This is a genomic window from Mesorhizobium intechi (genome assembly GCF_002879535.1).
GTDB lineage: Bacteria > Pseudomonadota > Alphaproteobacteria > Rhizobiales > Rhizobiaceae > Mesorhizobium > Mesorhizobium intechi.
Window position 1 is genome coordinate 1 of sequence record NZ_PNOT02000082.1, and the last position, 19,966, is coordinate 19,966.

Here is a 19,966-nt window from a genome sequence, read left to right on the forward strand (position 1 = left end):
GCCCATCCTCGGCGAGGCGGTGCGCGTATCGTGGTCCGATTCCGGGGATTGAGCGGAACAGAGCCTCCGGCTCCATCTCGCCCCGCAGCCGCTCCAGTTGGGACCAGCGCCCGGTCGCAACGATCTCGGCAATCGCGCCGGCCAGGCCTGTCCCGATTGCCGGGAGGGCGACGAGGCCATCGCGTCCCTCCCTTGCCAGAATTTCGCTTACGGGCCGTTCCAGCCTGGACAGGACATCCGCCGCCCTCCTGCAGGCCCGTGCGCGGAAACCGTCGGCGCCCTGGCTATCGAGGAGATCGGCAAAATCCCGGAACTTTCCTGCGACCCCGATGTTCTCGGGAAGCGGTGCCGTCGCCATTGCCGTCATTGGCTTCATGCCTGGGTCTGGCGTGGTGATTTGCAGAGGCCCCGGCATGACTTTCCTCGGCGCAGGAGTTCAGGGTCGATCGGTCCTCCTAGGCCATTCGACGCCTCGTATCCTTGACCCGCATCAATCCATTGGACTTCGAAAATGGATAGAAGAAAGTACGTGCTTCTTCGCGCTCGGAGGTTCGGAGCAACTCGGCGCGGCAACGGTGAGTTCGGTTCGCGTGACGAGTGAAGGGAACCATTCGATGGAGCCGCCGGACGCATCGGCTACCACGCGCCGCCGACCCTACAACTTTCTCGGAAGCTTAGGCCCAGGCCTGATCACGGGCGCGGCCGATGACGATCCAAGTGGTATCGCCACCTATAGCCAGGTGGGCGCGCAATTCGGCTACACGCTCGCATGGACCATGCTCTTCAGCTATCCGCTGATGGCTGTAACTCAAGGGATCAGTGCCGGGATCGGCGCGGTAACTGGCCAGGGTATCGCGCGCAATCTGCGTCGACACTACTCGCCCTGGCTGCTGCGCTTCGCCGTTCTCCTGCTGCTTATCGCCAACGTCATCAACATCGGCGCCGACCTCGGCGCCATGGGGGCGGCGCTTAAATTGCTCTTGGGTGGCCCGCAGTCCTTGTATGCGGTCCTCTTCGCTTTGATTTGCAGCTTCCTGGAAATCGTCGTGAGCTATCGGCGCTACGTGATGGTGCTTAAATGGCTGACCATGTCCCTGCTCGCCTATGTGGCGGTGGTGCTGTCAGTCCATGTGCCCTGGAGCGTAGCGCTTTATGGTGCGCTGGTTCCGCAGATCGTCTTCGACGCCGATCACGCCATGGCGCTGGTTGCCGTCCTTGGCACGACAATCAGTCCTTACCTCTTCTTTTGGCAAGCCGGGGAGGAGGTCGAGGAGCAGCACCGGCGACATCGTCAACGGCTGGGCGCCAACTCTCGCGCAGCCGGGCCGGAGCTGTCGCGCATCCGGGGCGACACACTGTTCGGAATGGGCTTCTCCAACTTGGTGGCCATTGTCATCATCATCGCCACCGCGGCAACGCTTCATGCCAACGGGATCACCCAGATCAAGACTTCGTCCGAAGCGGCAGAGGCGCTCAGGCCCGTCGCCGGGGAGTTTGCGTTTGCCATTTTCGCTGCCGGCATTGTCGGCACCGGAATGCTTGCCATTCCCGTGCTTGCCGGCTCCGCCGCCTATGCCGTCGCGGAGATGTTTCGTTGGCCCGAAGGACTCGATCGACCCCCGCGAGATGCCAAGGCCTTCTACGGCACGATCGCGGTCGCAACGCTGGGTGGAGTCTCCCTGACTTTTGTCGGCATGGATCCCATAAGAGCGCTCTATTGGAGTGCTGTGGTGAACGGCGTTTTGGCCGCTCCACTGATGGCGATCATGATGATGATTGCGATGAACCCCCGGATCATGGGTCACCTCACATTGCCACGCTGGATGGCTCTCGCCGGAGCGCTCGCCACGGCGGTGATGGCCTTGGCTTCAATTGGCTTTTTTATGCTGTGACAAAGCGAATGGCGTGCTGCCAGTACAGCCATCAGTGATTTGCGCATTGAGGCGACCGGTCCCGCATCGGCCGCTCTCGCGTGGTATCACTGCGAATGGCCTTCCAGCAAATTGATGCGGTCCTCGGTTATACGGCCGTCTACGACCTGGATGATCCGGTTGCAGCGGTCGGCCAGAGCATGGTTGTGCGTGACGATCAGGAAGGTTGTGCCGCGCTCTCTGTTGAAGCGCCGCATCAATTCGAAAACCGCATCGGCTGAGGCCGTGTCGAGATTGCCGGTTGGTTCATCGGCGAGCACCAGCAACGGATCCATCGCCAAGGCGCGGGCTATGGCCACGCGCTGCTGCTGGCCGCCCGACATGTTCAGCGCCCGATTGTTGCGCCATTTGCCAAGGTCAACCCAGTCGAGGAGTTCGTCGGCACGCCGTTCCATCGCGTCGTCCGGTCGGCCATGATCCAGCAGCATCGGCATCATGACATTCTCGCGAGCGGTGAAAGCAGAGATCAGATAGTGGTACTGGAAAACGAAGCCGATCGTATGGCCGCGCAGGCTGGTCAAGGCCGCTTCCGACAATTGCGTCGTGTCCTCGCCGTGGATCGACAGCCGCCCGGAGGTCGGGCGATCGAGCAGGCCGATGATGTTGAGCAGCGTGCTCTTGCCTGATCCGGATGGCCCCATCAGGGCGACGAATTCGCGGGGATGGATGGTGACGTTGATGCCGTGCAGCACTTCGGTCTCGACCGGGGTGCCGACATTGTAGGATTTGCGAATGCCTTCGAGAGCGAGCAGATCAGCCATGGATGGCATCCACCGGGTCGAGGCTTGCAGCGCGCAGCGCCGGCACGATGCCCGCTATCACCCCGGTAATCGTCGCAAGCGCTGCTGAAGAGACGAATAGGCTCGGTTGTATATAGAGGGGGAACAGTTCCGAGCCATCGGCCTGTCGTGCGTAGCGGTGCCACACCATGAGAGCGGCGGCGCCGACCAGCGCTCCGGCCAACGAGCCGACAAAACCGAGCACGCCGCCCTGGATCAGGAAAATCCTCAGGATTTGTCCGCGCGCGCAACCCATGGCGCGCAATATGCCGATATCCTTGGAGCGCTGAAGCACGGACACCACCAGCACGGCCGCAATGCCGAACGCCACGGACAGGCCGACAAAGATGCGGATCAGTGCACTGGAGAGGTTTTGGGCACGTATCGCGGTGAAGAACTGGGCGTTGGTCTTGATCCAGCTGTCGGCCTCCACCGGCAGCGTCGCCTGAACGTCCTGAGCAATGGTTTCCGCCGCATAGACGTCGGCGACAGTGAGGTCGATCGTCGTCACGCCGCCCAGCAGCCCGAGCAGGCTCTGAGCCGTCCGCAGCGCCACATAGGCGTTGCGCTCGTTCGCGCCCTTGTTGCCGAGATCGAATATTCCCTTGATCGTCAGGGTGCGGCTGCCGCCCATGGCGGTGGTTACGTTGATCTTGTCGCCGATCGTCGCGCCGATGTCCTTGGCGAGTTCGAGGCCGACGAGGATGTCGTCGGAGCCAAGGTCTGAATTGCCGGCGACGATGTAGTCCGGCACACGAACAATGCGGAAATAATCGTCGGGCTGCATTCCAAAGATGCCGATGCTGCGGCTGGCGTCGCCGCGTACGGCAAGCGCTGAACCGGATACGGTCGGGGTTGCGATCACCACGTCCGGCCGGGCGCGCATCGCGGCGAGAATCGTCTGCCACTGATCGATGGAGAGGATGCGCTGCGTCGGCTGCTGGACGATCGCGGCTTCGATCACCCCATCATGCCGTCTTAGCGGCCGGGCGACTTCTTGTGGCGCCAGGAGCTGGATCTGCGGCTGAGAGGTGAGCACGCGATTGGTGAAGTTGGTCTGCACGCTGGTCAGCATCGCCGACATGAACACGATGACGCCGACGCCGATGGCGATGCCGCTGAGGATGAATCCCGACTGCATGCGGCCTTCGGCGAGAAACCGCAGTGCCGCGATCCAGGCGAATGTCAGCCAGGGTTTCATGGCGCCACCGGCCTGATGCGCTGGCCGGCCCTGACGCCGGCGGCGACCGGAACGACCAGGTCGTCCTGCACAAGTCCCTCCAGGACCTCTATCTGGTCGCTCGTGCGCAGGCCGAGCCTGACCGCCTGTTCGCGCGGGCGGCCGTTGCGAACGACGAGAACCCAGGGTGAAGCGGATGTCGGGTCATGCACCGCGCGCGCCGGAACGACCAGCGTCGCGGCGCGCTTGTCGATCTCTATGTCCACGGAGACGGTCATGTCCTGGCGCAGATAGTGCGGCGGAGCTGTCGCGGTGAGCTTCACCGCAACCGACGCGCGCGTGATGTCGACCGACGGATTGATGTACGACACCTTGGCATCGAAGCGCTGGTCTGGATAGGCGTCGGCTGAAACCACTGCGTCCTGACCTACCCGAAGGAGACCGAGGTTCTTCTCGTCGATCTGCAGTACCAACTGGACATCACCGGCGGGCGCCAGCACGAGGAGGGCGTTTCCGGGTTGAACAATGGCGCCACGCTCGACATTGCGGGTGATGAGAGTGCCGTCTCGCGGCGCGGCGATGGTCGCATAGCCAAGGCGCGCTTGCGCGGTCGCGACATTGGCTTGTGCCTGATTGAGCTGGGTCAGCGCCATCACGTAGTCGCTGCCGCCGGGCTGTGCGGTGTAGACAGAGAGCTCGGCCGTGCGGACCTGGGTGCGCGCGACGTCAAGATCCTTGGTGGCGGCGTCAAGTGCCTCGCGGGTGCCGAAACCTGCCTTGGAGAGCTGTTCGGCCCTTTGGTAGGCCGCCTGGGCATTGACCAGTGTCGCCTGGGCCTGCTTGAGCGCTTGCTGCGCCGCCGGCAGCGTGAACTCCCGTTGCTGCCGCATCCGCGCCTCCGCCTGCGCGGCAGCGCTCTGCGCCTGGACGACCGCGGATTTCAGTTCGCTGGACTCCAGGACGATGAGCGGCTGGCCCCGTTTGACGGTCTGACCCTCGTCGACCAGCACCTCCGCCACCGTGCCGGTGTATTGCGTTCCGATACTAACGCGATAGGGTGTCTCGACGTGGCCGCTCGCCACGACGGTCCTTGTGAGATCGCCGCGGATCACGCGATAGACGACGACTTCGGGGCCAACGAGCCAGCGCGCCAGCGCCAGGGCAAGGGCGACCGCCAGCAAGGCCAGCCCGCCAAGCAGCCATTTGTGAAGCCAGATGAAATGTCGGGCCGCCGCCAAGCTGCGCTTGTGAGTGATGTCCGGATGTAAGTCGGCGTTGATCTGCAGCATGGCGGCCTCGATACAGGAATCTCCGAACTCATTACGGCGGCGCTGGCCACCTGGTGCCAGATCAACTCTGGCCTTCGACCGCCGTCGCCAAGTCGCGCGACACTCATTCTTGCCAAGGGCAGGTCGGCAGTGATTTCTCAACTTGGCGGGTCGACCACGATCCCGGACAGTGGCTCGACCCAGTATAGGTGGTCGGTCACAGCCTTTACGCCGGCGACGTTTTCTGCCGCGACAAGCGCGGCCTGGCGCTCGCGCTCGTCGAGGATCGCGCCATTCAGCTCGGCAACCCCCTTGTCGACCCTGACATGGATCATGCCTGTTCCAGCCCATGGCTGGGCGGCAAGTTCCGCAACGATCTTCTGGCGGATCTGTTCGTCGGTTGCCTCCGTCGAATCCTGCCTGGGAAGAGAGCGAAGCAATGCGCGCAGGAGATCGGAACGTGTAACGATGCCGATGACTTTTCCGCCCTCGACCACCGGAATGCGTTTGACGTGGTGCCGCGTCATGAGTTCGACGACGTCCTCCAATGCGCTTTCAGGGAATGCCGTTACGACGTCTTGGGACATCACCTCATCGACCCGCCGGCCGTTGGCATGGACATACTCCTCGGCGACACGTCCGGGACTGACGAGAAACTCCAGCCAGCGCGGGCGCTTGCGTTTGGTGCCCAGCTCGCCGCGGCGCAGAAAATCGCCTTCACTGATAATCCCGACCAGCGCGCCGGCGCGGCTGATGACGGGGAGGCCGCTGATCTTGCGCGACAGCATCAACCCGGCCGCGTCGGCAATCGACGCGGACGGTTCGACGGCGATGACGGGGGAGGTCATTATCGATGAGGCTTGCACGGTCGTCTCCTTTGAAATCGTCACTTCCTCGGCCTGCCGCCAAGGACCCACGACGGCATGGAATGATTAGCCTCATCCTATTTCCTGAGCAGGCGCGCGCTTTGACCGGCGTCAAGGCAGGATCTGCTCAGTGCACGGCCCACGATCGTCTCTGTGCTCGACGATGGTCTGGGTTTTGGTCATGCCGATCTCGTCAAAGTTGAGGTGATGACATCGCCGAAACCTTGGACAGCATGAGACACCAGTGGCTCGTAAACACTTCCGCCACCTCCTGACGACCGCGCCAATCGTCCAACCACCTGATTATCTGACCCGGCATTGAGCAGGATCAATGAGCAACGGCGCAAAGGCTGCTTTTGTCGTGGCTGCGGGCGAGACGTCCGCCTCAACAAACAGGAGACAGACCAATGACGGATTCAACATTGCGTCAGAATATTCTCGATGAGTTGGAGTTCGAGCCGAGCATCGACGCCGCCCACATCGGCGTCGCCGTGGAAGACGGCATCGTCACGCTCGCTGGACACGTTTCTTCCTACTGGGAAAAGACGACCGCCGAGAATGTGGTCAAGCGGGTCAAGGGCGTGAAGGGTATCGCCGAGGAAATCGAAGTCCGGCTGATTGGACAGAAGGGGACCGCGGACGACGAGATCGCCAGGCGGGCGGTCGATGCGGTCACCTGGAATGTTTCCATCCCGAAGGACAAGGTGCAGGTCAAGGTCCAGGACGGCTGGATCACGCTGACCGGAAAAGTTGAATGGCAATACCAGAAAAACGCGGCGGCCGAGGCCGTGCGCGGGCTGGCCGGTGTCGTTGGCGTTGCCAATCAGATCGAAATCACCCCACGTGCCTCGGTACCCGACGTCAAGAAGCGCATCGAGGATGCGCTGAAGCGTGATGCCGAAATCGAGGCGCAGGCGATCCGCGTCAACGTGCAGAATGGCAGGGTGACGCTTGAAGGCAAGGTCAAGGCATGGTCCGAGCGCCAGGCAGCGGAACGTGCCGCCTGGTCGTCGCCGGGCGTCCGGATGGTGGAAGACCGGATCGCGATCGTCTGATGGCTCGACCCGGCTGACGCGGCGGCTCAAGCGGCCGCCGCGCCGATAGTCCGAGGCAGGCGCCATCGCGAAGTGCGTCTGGCGGTGAAGATCGCAGCCAGTAATGGCAAGGCAACACCTTCGATCGATTTCAAAGGAGAACACATGATTATGACGACTGGCACGGTGGTCGCGGTAACCGACGGCAAGAAGTTGCGCCTGTTTCGCAACAAGGGCCACGAACCCCAGATCGACCTGGTTGAATTGGGCGAGCCGACGCTTCAAGCGGCTAGCAGCGGCTCGGGCGGTCGCCACCGCAGCTCCACTGCCAATCCCGACGACTCTCGCCTTCGGGAAGACGATTTTGCCGCTGCCGTTGCCGAATATCTCAATCGCGAGGCGCTCACGGAAGCGTTCGAGCATGTGGTGATGGTTGCCGACCCGCGCACGCTCGGCGAGCTGCGCAAGCACGTCGAGCCGTCGCTGAAAGCGAAACTGGTCGGTGAGCTCGGCAAGGATCTCGTGAAGCACTCAGTCGAAGCCATCGAGAACACGTTGGCAGCGGCTTGAGCAATCCGCACAGCCCGTAGACCGGGCTGCTGTGGACCGTCGTGGGCAACCTGCGGCGGTCTGCAGGCCTCACGCACCGGCGATCGGGAAGGCATTGCTGGCGGCGGAGACCGTCGCCGTCAGTGTCGACCGCAGAAACCCCAGCCAGGAATCTCCAGAGGGCCGCCGTGCCCCCGACAGGTCAGCACCGCGGCTAAAGGAGATAGAATTCCGAATCCAGGAAGACGAGAAACTGTCCGGTGATCAAAGGAATTAGCAGGACAGGACCGTCGTCACCGCTGTCTTGGATCGGTGATCCCGTGACACTCGGGTGCACCCTCAGGATCTCTTTCCAGATCGTCGGGAAATCCGCCCCTTTGCTCTTCTCAGCGTTGCACGCATTGATAAGCTCCCTAACGCTGTCCGTCATTGAAACCATATTGCCCGAGTGCCCGATCCCAAATCATATGAATGAACGCAGCGGGGACGGTCTTGATCTCGATCAAATTGCCCGGCCTGTCCGGATAGGCACCCACTCGCGGCCTTCCCTGCGATAATGGCGCTTCACGGCAGCCCACGCGACGCGATGGGCTGTTTCTTCACGCTTTTCGCCTTGATCGGTATATTCGTCCCAAGCGTTGTTGAAGGCGGCGCGAAAGATCTCCTGGGCGTGCGGGGGCAAATGCTTCCTGACGGGCAGTGGAAGGTCTTGCTCGGTCGCATAAGGCATTTGCCATCCTCCCTTCCAAGCCCCACCAGTGCCGTTGGCCGTAGCCGCTGACAAACACGCCAAGGCACGTCGAGGGTGCGTAGTCAGTTTGACATGAAACGGCAGAGCTGGACGCCGTCGAGCAGCGAGCGGGTAACGCCGCCGAACACCCATTCCCTGATGCGGCTGTGTCCATAAGCGCCTGACACGACCAGGTCGGCCTTGGCGGAACTCAGGAAGTCGATCAGCTTGTCGCTCTCGTCATCGGCTTTCAGCACTTCGGTGCGAGCCGTGATACCGTGCCTGGCCAGGAAGGTCGCGACATCCTTTATGCCGGCGGTCGTTTGGTCATCCGGCTCGGTATCGATCGTGACCACGATCACATCGTCCGCCATCGCCATCAGCGGCACGGCATCGGCCACCGAGCGCCTGGCTTCGCGGGTGTCTTTCCACGCAACCACGATCCTGCCTGTCGGCACGTGGCCTGCGCCGCCTGCCACTATTAGCAGCGGCCTGCCAGCGCGCAGCACCAGGCTGCCGGGATCGACGGTCCGATAGGTGTCTCCGGAAGAGACCCCTTCAGGAGCTCCGGTGATGATGAGATCCGCGCCCCTCGATGCCGCGACCAGGGCTTGGTTGGGATTGTCGAGCGCATTGCGCCATTCCGAAGCCACCGAACCGCCAACCAGCCTGTCAAACTCGACGTGGAGGTCCTCGAAGCGCTTCTTGATGTCATCCCTCAATTGCTGCCAGACCTCGGCGGCTATGGCGGCACCCTCGGGCGCCATCGTGACCGGCAAGGGTGCATCGGCTGCGCAGAACCCGATCAACCGTGCCTCGGAGCGCCTGGCGAGATCGATGGCGATCTTGGTGACCGGCGCGATTGGGCCATCTATGCCCACATTCAACAGAATGGATTTGTAGCTCATTGGTGACGCTCTTTTTCGGTATCGGTCGGATCAGCCAAAACTAGCCCGTCCCATGCATTGCGATCCTTGATGCCGATCAAGTTGCGACCTCAGGGCATGCGCGAATCGAAATGGATGGTCTCTCCGTCCACCACGAAAGTACCCTTTCCAATATGGTGCATGGTCTTTGGCTTTGGCTGCCCCGGGTCCACCCAGGCCTTCACGACCTCCAGAACGAAGAGACTATATTTGTTGACGAGCCGGGTATCGACCACGCGGCATTCGAGATTGGCAAAGCATTCGGCGACCAAGGGTGCGGCGACCTGCCCGGCGGGCAGTGGTGTCAGCCAAATCGTCGCGAACTTGTCTCTGTCCCGGCCTGAGCAGTTGCCGACCGCCACGACTTTCTCCGCCAGCCCCACGGCCGGAATCGCGATCACGCACTCCTTGGTGTCGCGCAACGCGCCGAACGAGAAATCATCACCCGAAACGACGCAGGCAATCGTCGGCGGTGTAAACTCCACCATCATGTGCCAAGACATGGTCATGACATTGGCGCGGCCTCTCGCCCGGGTTGTCAGCAGAACGACTGGACCCGGCTCGATCAGACGATAGACCTCGGCAAGCGGCAGTTCCTTCATCTTCGCACCTCAGTTGCATCCGATATTGGCTGGCGCAAGGCGGCCGCCAACGGGCGAGCGGCCTGCATTCGGCGCGTCAGTTCGAGAACAAGCGGTTGACGGATCCATTCCTGAGCAGGGAGCGGGTCATGCCCCCAAAGGCCCATTCGGACAATCGGCTATGCCCGTAGCCGCCGGCGACGACAAGGTTGGCACCCATGCCGTGGGCGAGTTCGATGATGGTATCGCAAGCATTGCCCGAGTCCAGGACCTTCGATCTCGCCTTGATGCCATGCCTCATCATGAACCGGACGACGTCGCCGGCACTCTCTCGCGCATCCCTCTGGTTATGTTCTTCGATCGTCGCCACGAGCACATCTTGTGCGCCGGCCAGGAAGGGCAATGCATCGGTGACTGCCCGCCGAGCTTCGCGAGTATCCTTCCACGCAACCAGAACCTTCTCGGGGTCGGGTGGAACAAGCCGGTCGGCCGCAATCAGCACAGGCCGTCCGGCCGACAGCACCAATGTTCCGATGTCGACAACCCGGTGGTGGCCGGCGCCGGAGGCCGGCGTTCCCGTCACGACGAGATCGGCGGCGCGGGCATGTTTCGCGAGCAGGCGTGTCGGGTCCCCGATCTCTTCACGCCAGGTGGCGTCGTCTCCGACGAGGCCAAGGAATTCCTCCTTCAGGATCTTCAGGCGATCCTCGATCTCGATCCGGCGCTCACGCATGATTTCCGCCGCCGCCGCCCCACCGTCGTCACCGGGGACAAAGACATATGAATCGGCTGCGGCAAAACCGATCAGCGTGGCTTCGAAGCGTCGCGCCAACTCCAGTGCATAGTTCGTTCGCGGCGCTGCCGGAGAATCGACATCGAGTTGAACCATGATGGTGTTGAAGATCATTTTGGTGGCCTCCGAAGCGATTTGTCGCAGGATCACCTGAGGTCCGATCGTGCGCCTTGATGCGCATCAAAGCCTGCCGGCCTCGCGGGTTCGCGCCTTTCGCCTCCAATCCAAATTCGGTGCTCCGTAACGCGCCGCCTACATCGTCATCTCTGGTTCGAGGGCGCGTTCCTTCGGCGGTTCCGGAATTTCGGTCATGGTCGCCTCGGTCAGGAGCAGGACGCTCGCCACCGAGACTGCGTTCTCCAGCGCGATGCGAACGACCTTGGTCGGATCGATGATGCCGGCTTCGACCAAGTCGACATACTCCTTCTTTCCCGCATCGAAGCCGAAATTGCCTGTGCCTTCGAGCATCTTGGCAATGACGACGCCGCCGTCGACCGCGGAATTCTCGGCGATCTGCCGGACTGGTGCTTCGAGTGCCCGCTTGAGGATCTGCACGCCGGTGCGCTCGTCGCCTTCGCAACGTTCCTGCTCGTCGGTCACAGTCCTTATGCAGCGCAAGAGGGCAAGCCCGCCGCCTGGCACCACGCCTTCGGCGACAGCGGCCTTGGTGGCGCTGATGGCATCGTCGAGCGCTTCCTTCTTCGATTTCATCTCGGCTTCGGTCGGCGCGCCGACCTTGATGACGGCGACACCGCCTGCAAGCTTGGCCAGCCGCTCCTGGAGCTTTTCGCGATCATAGTCGCTCGTCGTATTGTCGATCTCGCGCCGTATCTGTTCGACACGGCCCTTGATCGCCTTTGCGTCTCCGCCGCCGCCGATGATGGTCGTGTTGTCCTTGTCGACGACGATCCGCTTCGCGCGCCCCAACTGCTCCATGGTGACATTTTCCAGTTTGAGGCCGAGATCCTCGGAGATGACCTGTCCGCCGGTCAGGATGGCGATGTCCTGCAACATGGCCTTGCGGCGATCGCCGAAGCCGGGCGCCTTTACGGCACAGTTCTTGAAGGTCCCGCGGATCTGATTGACGATGAGCGTCGCCAGTGCCTCGCCTTCGACTTCTTCGGCGATCACGAGCAGGGGCGCTCCCGACTTTGCCACGGCCTCGAGCAGCTTGATCAGATCGTTCAGCGAAGCGATCTTCTTTTCGACGATGAGCACGAGCGCGTCCTCCAGGACCGCTTCCATCTTCTCGGGATCGGTCACGAAATATGGCGACAGGAATCCGCGATCGAACTGCATGCCCTCGACGACGTCGAGGACGGTTTCCGTGGTCTTCGATTCTTCGACCGTGATGACGCCTTCGCCGCCGACTTTCTCCATTGCTTCACCGACCAACTGACCGATGAGAGGATCGTTGTGCGCGGAGATCGTTGCCACCTGTTCTTTCTCGCGACGGGTCGAGACAGGCCGGGATATCTGCTTGAGCGTTTCGACTGCCCGCTTGGTGGCGCGGTCAAGACCCCGCTTTATGTCGATCGCGCTCGCACCGGCGACGACGTTGCGTACGCCGTCGGCGAACATCGCATGGGCCAGAATGGTCGACGTGCTGGTGCCGTCACCGACCATCTCCCCGGTTTTCTCGGCCGCCTGTCTGAGCATCCGCGCCCCAAGATTCTCCTCCGGGTCCTTCAGGTCGAATTCCTTGGCGATGGTCACGCCGTCGTTACAGACCGTGGGAGCACCCCATTTCTTTTCGATCAGAACCGATTTCGAGCGCGGCCCGAGCGTAACACGTACGGCGTCGGCGAGCTGAGTTGTGCCACGAAGTATCTTTTCGCGCGCTGCTGAACGAAACAATACCTGTTTGTGAGCCATGACCACCTCCGGGCTGTGATGCGTCCTGGCTAACAGGGACGAGTTCAGCCGGCTTTGATACGCATCAATCCAAGCGTCAGCGGCAGGGATCGGCGATGCTCGAGAAATACGGCCTCCGATCCTCATCCTACCTCACATTCGGCCCAGTTTTTGAAGACAAGCCGATCGAAGAGGGGGCCTTTCGACTTTGCTGTGGTGCGCTTTGGCCTGAACAGGCCCGCCACTGGCGGCCATGCGGCGCCATCATGGCACGGCTCGATGGCGACCTGATCTACGTGGCGGACGCGCAGGGAGCGCGCAATTATTCGATCCAACGATCCAGGCGGCTCGCATCGTGCTTGCGGGAGATAACGCCGAGTAGCGCCATCCCGAAGTGATTGCCCAGTAAGTCCCGGCCTAACACAAAGAACGGAAATGCTTGGCCGCCGCTACCGATGCAGACGCACCGTTTAGGGCGCCAGCTTGAAGAGCTAATTCGGGAGATCGAAAGGCTGGTCAACGCCATTGCCAAGGCCACGGCCAGCCGTACTGGGACCGCAATCAAAACGCTGCATGAAGCGCACAAGTGCATTTTGGCTGAATTGGATCAGGTGCCCGCCGCGACCGGAGTGATAGCGCTGCACCCTGCGGTTCTCGAGGAACAACTGAACCAGCTTCAGACCGGGCTTGCCAAGGGCACTGCTTCTGGCGATTCCAAATCTGCCGAGGTAATGCGTGACTTGGTCGAAGCTGTCACGGTGTTTCTAGATCCGTCGAGAACCGGCGGGGTGGAAGCCGAAATCGCTGGTCGGCTGACGGCGCTCTTGGACCCCGTGGTGGCACAGCGCCAACCGGCTGCGCCTTCTGGAGAAGCGGACTTCGACCCGTCCGATCGTGGTGGTGCGGTCGACGAAGGCGGGGCACTCCATATCGCAGCCGAATGAGTTGCAGCCGGAGCCGTTTCGGCGGCGCCCACGCTCCGTCCATCGATCGACTGAATTTTTTGGCCGCGATGAGCAGCGCGGCCGAGACCTAGAGAGCCGTCGCGCTTGGGACGCCAGTTATGGTCTAACGGTAGCGTAGCGGACATTTGGGGCCGTGCAGGACGGAAGCGCATAAAACGCCGTCAGGCGGCCAATGGGACAGAGGCCGCATTTGGGCTCGTCCGAAGGCTCGTCATATCTCGCGGTCTGGATGTGACGAACGACATCAGTGTGTGTTATCCGTTTCGCGATGCATAGCGGCAAATTCCGCCAAGGTTGGAAAATGGCCTCCGACGTTCGGCTGGGCGAGAGGGCGCTTCGTTGCACCTGGTCCCCCCATCCCAAACCTGCGGTCAATCCACACGCCGGCGAGCCCGATGCTCTCTGCCGGCGCATGATCATGAAACAAGCTCTGAGCCACATGCAGGACTTCGTCTTTCTGAATGCCCAGATCTTGCTTGAGCCTTTCGAACAGAAAACGAAAATTGCCCAGATCCGGCTTGTAGCTGCCAATGTCTTCCGCCGTGTAAACAGCATCGAAGCCCACACCAAGCTTACGATTTGAAGCCGCGAAACTTCGGCCGTCGACATTCGACAACACGACCAGACGAAAGTGCTGTTTCAGATAGGCCAGCGCCTCCCTGGAATCGGGAAAGGCGGGCCAGTCTGGCACCGAGGCGCCGAAACGTTCATGCAGATCGGCCTGCGCAGCGATCCCCCAATGTCGAGCGAGCCTTGCATGCACCGTCGCCAACAATGTTCTATAGTGCAAGGAAGGCGTCTCGGCTTCCTGCAGCACTTCTATATTCCCATAGGTTTCCAACGCTTCGTCTCGGCTGATCTCGCCATTTGCGAGGCTCAAAAGCGGCTGGAGCGCGTTCCAGATGCCGGTTTCCCAGTCGATCAGCGTGCCATACACATCGAATGTCAGCGCTTTGAAACGGGTCAAATCCATATCCATGATCCCTCAGACACGCGAAATTTTCGCATCCGTAGCACCCACGCGAGGCCGATATCTTGGCAAAACCTTCCGAATTTTAGGCTTTTCCTCCCGTTCTTCCGAGCAGATTTCGGCGAGCTTCGGCCGGGGTTGAGTTTCGCTCCCGCCGCATCGCGCGCGTCAAGGCGCTTTGGTCGGCGTGACCGCTGAAAATCGCGATATCGGCGATGGAAAGGCGCGGATCGGCAAGCATCCGTTCAGCCGCATCGAGGCGCATTGCAACCAAATACGCATGCGGAGTGATGGCGCGCCGCCTGATGAACGCTTCATGCAGACGGGTTGGGCTCATCCCTATCGCTTCCGCGATATCGGCGATGCGGATTGGTTCTGCGAGGTTTCGTTGCATGAACGCCGTGGCCCTTCTAACAGCCAGCTCTCTGCGATCTGGACGATCCCCGGGAGGAATGATGCGATCCAGCAGCAATGTCGACCAGGCGCGTCGAAGCGAGGCGGAGAGCTCCTGCGATGCGGCCAGTGCTGCGATGTAGTCGATCAGGCCCTGAACCTCCCGGCCGATCGCAAAGAATGCAGGTATGTCTTTATCCGGCTCCCCGATGCCGAGGCGGGACGGCAGGTCGAGGACAACGAAAGAGTCCGTTTGCCTGGCGTAGAACGCGTGCTGGCAACCGGCAGAAATAAAAGCGCCGGTGCTGCTCGAAACCCGTCCTGAACGGTGCCCCAGATCGATTTCGAGCGCTCCGGAAATGGGCAAGATCACTTGGGGGTAGTCGTGCTGGTGCCTCTCGATTTCCTCGGAGTATCTTCGGATTTCAACAACGGTCTCGTTCATCGATAAGTCCTGCACAAGCGTGGGGTATCGCTCTCGTGATGAGAAGCCGCGGGGCTCCGGCCATGGGGTTTATGCCATGCGGAGGGCAGCCTTGTAGAGATCCAGGATCGCCCCGTCGGTGGCGCGAAGGTCTTGGCGTCTGGATAAGGTTCCTGCATTCGGCAAGGAAGATGTGGTGAAGGGAATTCTGTGGCGCGATATAGCGGACCGTTCCGAGCGTATTCACCTCGGCGCGAAGATCGCCTGACAATGCCGTCGGCGACCAAACGAACAAGCCGCCTGTCGCCAGTCTGATGACTGCCACGCGTGTCGGATAGTGAAAACCGGCTGCAGCGGTGACTGTCGGCCCATTTGCAATCCAGATCTCGGAACCGAACTTGGTCAGCATCACAGCTCTCCCATATTCGTTCACAATAATAGCTATGTGAAAAGCCGCGCAGAGGAGCAGGAGGCGGGAATGAAGACCGCCGATGTCTGCCGCAAGCACGGGATCTCGGAAGCGACCTTCTACAAATACAAGGCGAAGTTTGGTGGCATGGACGTTTCCGACGCCCGCAAGCTGAAGGCTTTGGAGGAGGAGAACGCCAAATTGAAGAAGCTGCTGGCCGAGCAGTTGCTGGACAATGCCATCCTGAAGGATGTCGCCGCAAAGAAATGGTGACGCCCGATGCCAAGCGATGCGCTGTGGCCCACGCCTGCGAGCGGCACGGGGTGAGCCAGCGTCGGGCGTGCAAGGCTCTTTTCGTCGATCGCTCGAGCGTTCGCTACACAAGCATTCGGCCGGACGATGCCATCGTTCGAGCCGCGATGAAGACGGTGGCTGCCGAGCGCCGCCGCTTTGGCTACCGGCGCATCCACATCATGCTTGAACGTCAAGGGATCGTGATGAACCAGAAGAAGCTGCGGCGGCTTTATCGGGAGGAGAAGCTCCAGGTCCGCAAGCGTGGCGGCCGCAAGCGGGCCTTGGGAACGAGAAGGCCGATGATCGCGCCGGGCCGGACGAACGAGCGCTGGAGCCTGGACTTCGTGAGCGATGCCTTCACGGACGGACGACGGTTCCGGGTTCTGGCCATCGTCGACGACTTCACGCGGGAATGCCTGGCGTTGGTCGCGGATACATCGCTGTCGGGCGCCCGCGTCGCTCGGGAACTGGATGCCATCATCGCTCGCCGCGGCAGGTCCTGCACGATCGTCTCGGACAATGGCACCGAGTTGACGTCGATGGCGATCCTCAAATGGTGCCAGGAGAGCGGCGTCGAATGGCACTACATCGCACCCGGAAAGCCGATGCAGAACGGATTCGTGGAGAGCTTCAACGGCCGATTTCGCGACGAATGCTTGAACGAAACGCTGTTCTCTACCCTCACGCAAGCGCGGGCGGCAATCGATCTATGGAAGGAGGACTACAACCAGAACAGACCACACTCAGCCCTGGGCAACATCACGCCCATCGAATTCGCCATAAAAATGGCGCTGGAAAAACAGGCCGCATGAGGCCAGAAATGAAGCGCCGGACTCTCCATTGAAATGGAGGGAACAAGGGTCTCAGGTCACTGGTGAGAACACCACTGCAATAAGCGGACATCCTAGGCGCAGGGTGACAATCGCGAAAAGGGGAGCTTGCTCCGAACGGAGCGTGCCAGCGGACATCGGCTATTCTGAGCCATTCCGCGCGTCGCGGAAATCCAAGACGGCTACTAATCAGCCCTCAAATACCGCTTCCAGTAGGCAAATCACCCCCGGCCGACACATGCTCACCGCTGGCTGAGCGACCTGTAGAATTGTTTCTGTGCTCCCGGAGTGGGTTCGTATTGGAAGCAATCAGGAAACTGCTCGATCGCTTGCATGACCCCCAACAACGCTGGACCCGAGAAAGCTTGAGCCTGGCCTGCTTCCCAATGTGATAGGAAGTTTCCGACGATGCTGGCCGAATGCAGTTGCATGTCGCGTCGTTGAATAGCGTCTAGGATTAGATTTTGTGCCTGATGATGCAGTCGCACGGCGGCTTCAATGGCTTTCCTTACCGCGCGGTACACTGGAAAGCCCGCCCCCTCTGGCGGCCGCTACAATGCGGCCGTTGGACACGATAGTGGGTTTGAAGTGGTAGCGGGAGAGGGACTTGAACCCCCGACCCCAGGATTATGATTCCCGTGCTCTAACCAACTGAGCTACCCCGCCAGGGCGGCGAAAGGCCCGAAATCCGCCTTAAATCGAAAGGCATTTCGAGGCGTTCGCCAAGGTCGCGCGGATATAAGGTTGGGAGGGCGAGCCTGTCAAGCTTCGAAGCATTCCATATCGCCGCATATTCTCATTGCTGAAAAAGCTTTGCCGCATGGACATTTGGTTGCGACCGCCGGGGTTGAGTTCGAAGGGGCACGTCGCTATGTCTCGGCCACGAGTTTTTAGAGTTTGAAACAGATGAAGCCGCGCATTGCAGTCCTCGGTTGCGGATACTGGGGCAGCAACCATATCCGCACCCTCAAGGCGCTTGGCGCGCTGCACGCGGTTTCCGACGCCAACCGGGCGCGTGCCGAAGGCTTTGCCAGCGAACAGGATTGCCTGGCGATCGAGCCGGACCAATTGTTCGGCCGGGACGACATCGACGCCATCGTCATGGCCTTGCCGCCACAATACCATGCCGACCTCTCCGTGCGCGCCGTCGAGAGCGGCAAGGACGTGCTGGTGGAAAAGCCGATCGCACTGACCGTGCCGGATGCCGAGCGCTCGGTGCGGGCGGCCAAGGACAATGGCCGCGTCTTCATGGTCGGCCATGTCCTGCGTTTTCATCCCGCCTTCGAGACGCTGAAGGGGCTGATCGACAATGGCGAGCTTGGCGAGGTTCGCTACATCCACTCGCACCGGCTTGGCCTTGGCAAGTTCCACACCGAGAACGATGCGCTGTGGGACCTCGCGCCGCACGATCTGTCGATGATCCTGGCCATCACCGGCACTGAGCCGATCGAGGTGCGCGGCGAGGGTGCGGCACTCCTCGACAACCTCAGCGACTTCGCGCATCTGCACATGCGCTTTCCCAACGGCCTGCGCAGCCATCTTTTCACCTCGCGGCTCAATCCCTATCGCGAGCGACGGCTGACCGTGGTCGGCACCAAGGCGATGGCGGTGTTCGACGACGTCGAGCCTTGGGAGCGCAAGCTTGCCGTCTACCGCCACGCGGTCTGGCAGGACAGCGGCCAATGGGCCTTTACCACCAACGAGCCGTCCTATGTCGCGGTCGCGCAAGGCATGCCGCTGACGCGCGAGCTTGAGCATTTCATCCACTGCATCGAGACGCGGGCCGAACCGCGCACCAGCGGCGAGGAAGCAATCAGGGTGCTGCGCATCCTGACGGCAGGCACGGTCACCCATACCAAGTCGAAAGATTGAAAGAAGCGCCGACCGTCTATTCGGCGGGAATTTGCGCCGGCCTTGCTGCAAGCTTCGTCAGCATGGCCTCTGCCTCGGCGCCGCGCTCCGAGCGCTCGATGAAGCCGCCGCCGAAGACGCGCGCTTCGTTGCCGTCGTCGGAATAGAGCACGCAGGCCTGGCCGGGCGCGATACCGGACTCGCCGTCGGCCAGTTCGACCGACGTCACGCCGGCGATGTGGCGCAGCACCGCCGGACGCGGCGGCCTGGTCGACCGCACCTTGGCGAACAGTTCGAGGCCGCCTTCGGGAATATCGCCGAGCGGCCCGTCGCCAAGCCAGTTCATGTTGCGCAGATAGATCTTGTGCGTCTCCAGCGCCTCGCGCGGGCCGACGACGACGCGGGCCCGTTCGGCATCGAGATGGACGACATAGAGCGGCTCGCCGGAGGCGATGCCGATGCCGCGGCGCTGGCCGATCGTGTAGCGCAATATGCCCTCGTGGCGGCCGAGCACGCGGCCGTCGATATGGACGATGTCGCCCGGATTGGCGGCGGCTGGCTTCAGCTTGGCGATGATGTCGGAATATTTGCCCTGCGGCACGAAGCAGATGTCCTGGCTGTCCTGCTTGGCGGCCACCGTCAGCCCCATCTCCTCGGCTATGGCGCGAACCTGTGGCTTCGACAGTCCGCCCAGGGGGAAGCGCAGATAGTCGATCTGCGCCTGCGTGGTGGCGAACAGGAAATAGCTCTGGTCGCGATCGGCATCGACCGGCCGGTAGAGCGCGCGGTGGGCGCCGTTGGCGCCGGAGCGAATGTAGTGGCCGGTGGCGAGCGCATCGGCGCCCAGTTCCTTGGCGGTGGCCAGCAGATCGGCGAACTTCACAGTCTGGTTGCAGGAGACGCAAGGGATGGGGGTCTCGCCGGCGACATAGCTCTCGGCGAAGGGGTCGATGACGGCTTTGCGGAAGCGCTCCTCATAATCCAGCACATAGTGGGGAATGCCCAGCGTCTCGGAGACACGGCGGGCATCGTCAATGTCCTGCCCCGCGCAGCATGAACCGGCCCGGTGCGTGGCCGCGCCGTGATCGTAAAGCTGCAAGGTGACCCCGACGACATCATAACCTTCGCGCTTCAACAGGCCGGCGACCACGGACGAGTCCACGCCGCCCGACATGGCGACGACAATGCGGGTGTTTTCGGGACGTCCGGGAAGGTCGAGACTGTTCATGATGCTTTCATTCTGCGCGGCGTCTGAATGCCAATGTCGAGAATATAGGTCAAGCTTTCCGCCTGCGCCAGCTTGCAAGGCGATCGACCGATTGCGCGTGATCCGCGACCG

The 19,966-nt window shown here is 61.7% G+C and carries 20 protein-coding genes, 1 tRNA gene and 1 pseudogene; 8 read left to right on the top strand and 14 right to left on the bottom strand.

The window, feature by feature from the left end; genetic code table 11:
- Positions 1-367 (bottom strand): annotated as a pseudogene (locus C1D09_RS07365) (DNA-binding protein); the annotation flags it as partial.
- A gap of 247 nt (positions 368-614) precedes the next feature.
- On the opposite strand from C1D09_RS07365, the gene C1D09_RS07370 reads away from it, so the two are divergent.
- Positions 615-1,892 (top strand): NRAMP family divalent metal transporter, encoded by a 1,278-nt coding sequence (locus C1D09_RS07370; RefSeq protein ID WP_143973723.1) that lies wholly within the window; start codon positions 615-617, stop codon positions 1,890-1,892.
- An 86-nt stretch (positions 1,893-1,978) separates the two neighbouring features.
- On the opposite strand, the gene C1D09_RS07375 is transcribed toward C1D09_RS07370, so the two are convergent.
- The 4 genes from C1D09_RS07375 to C1D09_RS07390 form a co-directional block, all read right to left on the bottom strand.
- Entirely contained in the window at positions 1,979-2,692 is a 714-nt protein-coding gene (locus C1D09_RS07375; RefSeq protein ID WP_143973654.1) for an ABC transporter ATP-binding protein, read from the bottom strand.
- Positions 2,685-3,911: an FtsX-like permease family protein gene (locus tag C1D09_RS07380; RefSeq protein ID WP_143973655.1), complete on the bottom strand. Its 1,227-nt coding sequence runs from the start codon at positions 3,909-3,911 to the stop codon at positions 2,685-2,687. The genes C1D09_RS07375 and C1D09_RS07380 overlap by 8 nt, the downstream gene beginning before the upstream one ends.
- Positions 3,908-5,179, bottom strand: coding sequence for an efflux RND transporter periplasmic adaptor subunit (locus C1D09_RS07385; protein WP_143973656.1), 1,272 nt, complete (start codon positions 5,177-5,179; stop codon positions 3,908-3,910). Before C1D09_RS07385 ends, C1D09_RS07380 begins: the two co-directional genes overlap by 4 nt.
- Positions 5,180-5,316: 137 nt before the next feature.
- A complete protein-coding gene (locus tag C1D09_RS07390) occupies positions 5,317-6,006 on the bottom strand; it encodes a CBS domain-containing protein (RefSeq protein ID WP_246135676.1) in 690 nt (229 codons plus the stop codon).
- On the opposite strand from C1D09_RS07390, the gene C1D09_RS33685 reads away from it, so the two are divergent.
- From C1D09_RS33685 to C1D09_RS07400, 3 genes are all read left to right on the top strand, one after another.
- Positions 5,933-6,094: a hypothetical protein gene (locus C1D09_RS33685; protein ID WP_246135677.1), complete on the top strand. Its 162-nt coding sequence runs from the start codon at positions 5,933-5,935 to the stop codon at positions 6,092-6,094. The two genes, C1D09_RS07390 and C1D09_RS33685, sit on opposite strands and share 74 nt — an antisense overlap.
- 337 nt (positions 6,095-6,431) lie before the next feature.
- The gene (locus C1D09_RS07395; RefSeq protein WP_143973658.1) at positions 6,432-7,079 is read left to right on the top strand and encodes a BON domain-containing protein; all 648 of its coding nucleotides are present in this window, start codon (positions 6,432-6,434) and stop codon (positions 7,077-7,079) included.
- A gap of 72 nt (positions 7,080-7,151) precedes the next feature.
- A complete protein-coding gene (locus C1D09_RS07400) occupies positions 7,152-7,628 on the top strand; it encodes a host attachment family protein (protein ID WP_342780211.1) in 477 nt (158 codons plus the stop codon).
- Positions 7,629-8,109: 481 nt separating this feature from the next.
- On the opposite strand, the gene C1D09_RS07405 is transcribed toward C1D09_RS07400, so the two are convergent.
- From C1D09_RS07405 to groL, 5 genes are all read right to left on the bottom strand, one after another.
- Complete coding sequence (locus C1D09_RS07405) at positions 8,110-8,337, bottom strand: ChaB family protein (protein ID WP_143973659.1); 228 nt, start codon at positions 8,335-8,337, stop codon at positions 8,110-8,112.
- A gap of 83 nt (positions 8,338-8,420) precedes the next feature.
- Positions 8,421-9,245 carry a universal stress protein gene (locus C1D09_RS07410; protein WP_143973660.1) on the bottom strand — a complete coding sequence of 275 codons (825 nt, stop codon included), beginning with the start codon at positions 9,243-9,245 and terminating at the stop codon, positions 8,421-8,423.
- An 89-nt stretch (positions 9,246-9,334) separates the two neighbouring features.
- A complete protein-coding gene (locus tag C1D09_RS07415) occupies positions 9,335-9,865 on the bottom strand; it encodes a flavin reductase family protein (RefSeq protein ID WP_143973661.1) in 531 nt (176 codons plus the stop codon).
- 76 nt (positions 9,866-9,941) lie between these two features.
- A complete protein-coding gene (locus tag C1D09_RS07420) occupies positions 9,942-10,751 on the bottom strand; it encodes a universal stress protein (protein WP_143973662.1) in 810 nt (269 codons plus the stop codon).
- 138 nt (positions 10,752-10,889) lie between these two features.
- Positions 10,890-12,512 carry a chaperonin GroEL gene (gene groL / locus C1D09_RS07425; RefSeq protein ID WP_143973663.1) on the bottom strand — a complete coding sequence of 541 codons (1,623 nt, stop codon included), beginning with the start codon at positions 12,510-12,512 and terminating at the stop codon, positions 10,890-10,892.
- Positions 12,513-12,607: 95 nt separating this feature from the next.
- Between groL and C1D09_RS07430 the strand changes: the two genes are divergently transcribed.
- Entirely contained in the window at positions 12,608-12,889 is a 282-nt protein-coding gene (locus C1D09_RS07430) for a hypothetical protein (RefSeq protein ID WP_143973664.1), read from the top strand.
- 57 nt (positions 12,890-12,946) lie between these two features.
- Complete coding sequence (locus tag C1D09_RS07435) at positions 12,947-13,435, top strand: hypothetical protein (RefSeq protein ID WP_143973665.1); 489 nt, start codon at positions 12,947-12,949, stop codon at positions 13,433-13,435.
- A 265-nt stretch (positions 13,436-13,700) separates the two neighbouring features.
- On the opposite strand, the gene C1D09_RS07440 is transcribed toward C1D09_RS07435, so the two are convergent.
- Positions 13,701-14,435, bottom strand: coding sequence for a haloacid dehalogenase type II (locus tag C1D09_RS07440; RefSeq protein ID WP_246135671.1), 735 nt, complete (start codon positions 14,433-14,435; stop codon positions 13,701-13,703).
- 76 nt (positions 14,436-14,511) lie between these two features.
- On the bottom strand, positions 14,512-15,264 hold the full coding sequence (locus C1D09_RS07445) for an AraC family transcriptional regulator (protein ID WP_143973666.1): 753 nt from the start codon (positions 15,262-15,264) through the stop codon (positions 14,512-14,514).
- Positions 15,265-15,664: 400 nt separating this feature from the next.
- On the opposite strand from C1D09_RS07445, the gene C1D09_RS07450 reads away from it, so the two are divergent.
- Positions 15,665-16,758 (top strand): IS3 family transposase gene (locus tag C1D09_RS07450; protein WP_143973726.1). Its coding sequence is split into 2 segments (ribosomal slippage): positions 15,665-15,920 and positions 15,920-16,758, totalling 1,095 coding nucleotides; the frame shifts between segments, so codons are not numbered across the junction.
- A 607-nt stretch (positions 16,759-17,365) separates the two neighbouring features.
- On the opposite strand, the gene C1D09_RS07455 is transcribed toward C1D09_RS07450, so the two are convergent.
- Positions 17,366-17,442 (bottom strand) — tRNA-Met (locus C1D09_RS07455).
- A gap of 240 nt (positions 17,443-17,682) precedes the next feature.
- On the opposite strand from C1D09_RS07455, the gene C1D09_RS07460 reads away from it, so the two are divergent.
- Positions 17,683-18,648: a Gfo/Idh/MocA family protein gene (locus C1D09_RS07460; protein ID WP_143973667.1), complete on the top strand. Its 966-nt coding sequence runs from the start codon at positions 17,683-17,685 to the stop codon at positions 18,646-18,648.
- 16 nt (positions 18,649-18,664) lie between these two features.
- On the opposite strand, the gene mnmA is transcribed toward C1D09_RS07460, so the two are convergent.
- A complete protein-coding gene (gene mnmA, locus C1D09_RS07465; protein WP_143973668.1) occupies positions 18,665-19,855 on the bottom strand; it encodes a tRNA 2-thiouridine(34) synthase MnmA in 1,191 nt (396 codons plus the stop codon).
- Positions 19,856-19,966: the final 111 nt, after the last annotated feature.

Bases quoted from the DNA above. Each gene is read 5' to 3' on its own strand.
- C1D09_RS07420 (WP_143973662.1), bottom strand. From the start codon at position 10,751: ATGATCTTCAACACCATCATGGTTCAACTCGATGTCGATTCTCCGGCA.
- C1D09_RS07460 (WP_143973667.1), top strand. From the start codon at position 17,683: ATGAAGCCGCGCATTGCAGTCCTCGGTTGCGGATACTGGGGCAGCAAC.
- C1D09_RS07405 (WP_143973659.1), bottom strand. From the start codon at position 8,337: ATGCCTTATGCGACCGAGCAAGACCTTCCACTGCCCGTCAGGAAGCAT.
- C1D09_RS07380 (WP_143973655.1), bottom strand. From the start codon at position 3,911: ATGAAACCCTGGCTGACATTCGCCTGGATCGCGGCACTGCGGTTTCTC.
- mnmA (WP_143973668.1), bottom strand. From the start codon at position 19,855: ATGAACAGTCTCGACCTTCCCGGACGTCCCGAAAACACCCGCATTGTC.
- C1D09_RS07435 (WP_143973665.1), top strand. From the start codon at position 12,947: ATGCAGACGCACCGTTTAGGGCGCCAGCTTGAAGAGCTAATTCGGGAG.
- C1D09_RS07390 (WP_246135676.1), bottom strand. From the start codon at position 6,006: ATGACCTCCCCCGTCATCGCCGTCGAACCGTCCGCGTCGATTGCCGAC.
- C1D09_RS07440 (WP_246135671.1), bottom strand. From the start codon at position 14,435: ATGGATATGGATTTGACCCGTTTCAAAGCGCTGACATTCGATGTGTAT.
- C1D09_RS07415 (WP_143973661.1), bottom strand. From the start codon at position 9,865: ATGAAGGAACTGCCGCTTGCCGAGGTCTATCGTCTGATCGAGCCGGGT.
- C1D09_RS07410 (WP_143973660.1), bottom strand. From the start codon at position 9,245: ATGAGCTACAAATCCATTCTGTTGAATGTGGGCATAGATGGCCCAATC.
- C1D09_RS07430 (WP_143973664.1), top strand. From the start codon at position 12,608: ATGCTCGAGAAATACGGCCTCCGATCCTCATCCTACCTCACATTCGGC.
- C1D09_RS07385 (WP_143973656.1), bottom strand. From the start codon at position 5,179: ATGCTGCAGATCAACGCCGACTTACATCCGGACATCACTCACAAGCGC.
- C1D09_RS07370 (WP_143973723.1), top strand. From the start codon at position 615: ATGGAGCCGCCGGACGCATCGGCTACCACGCGCCGCCGACCCTACAAC.
- groL (WP_143973663.1), bottom strand. From the start codon at position 12,512: ATGGCTCACAAACAGGTATTGTTTCGTTCAGCAGCGCGCGAAAAGATA.
- C1D09_RS07445 (WP_143973666.1), bottom strand. From the start codon at position 15,264: ATGAACGAGACCGTTGTTGAAATCCGAAGATACTCCGAGGAAATCGAG.
- C1D09_RS07375 (WP_143973654.1), bottom strand. From the start codon at position 2,692: ATGGCTGATCTGCTCGCTCTCGAAGGCATTCGCAAATCCTACAATGTC.
- C1D09_RS07395 (WP_143973658.1), top strand. From the start codon at position 6,432: ATGACGGATTCAACATTGCGTCAGAATATTCTCGATGAGTTGGAGTTC.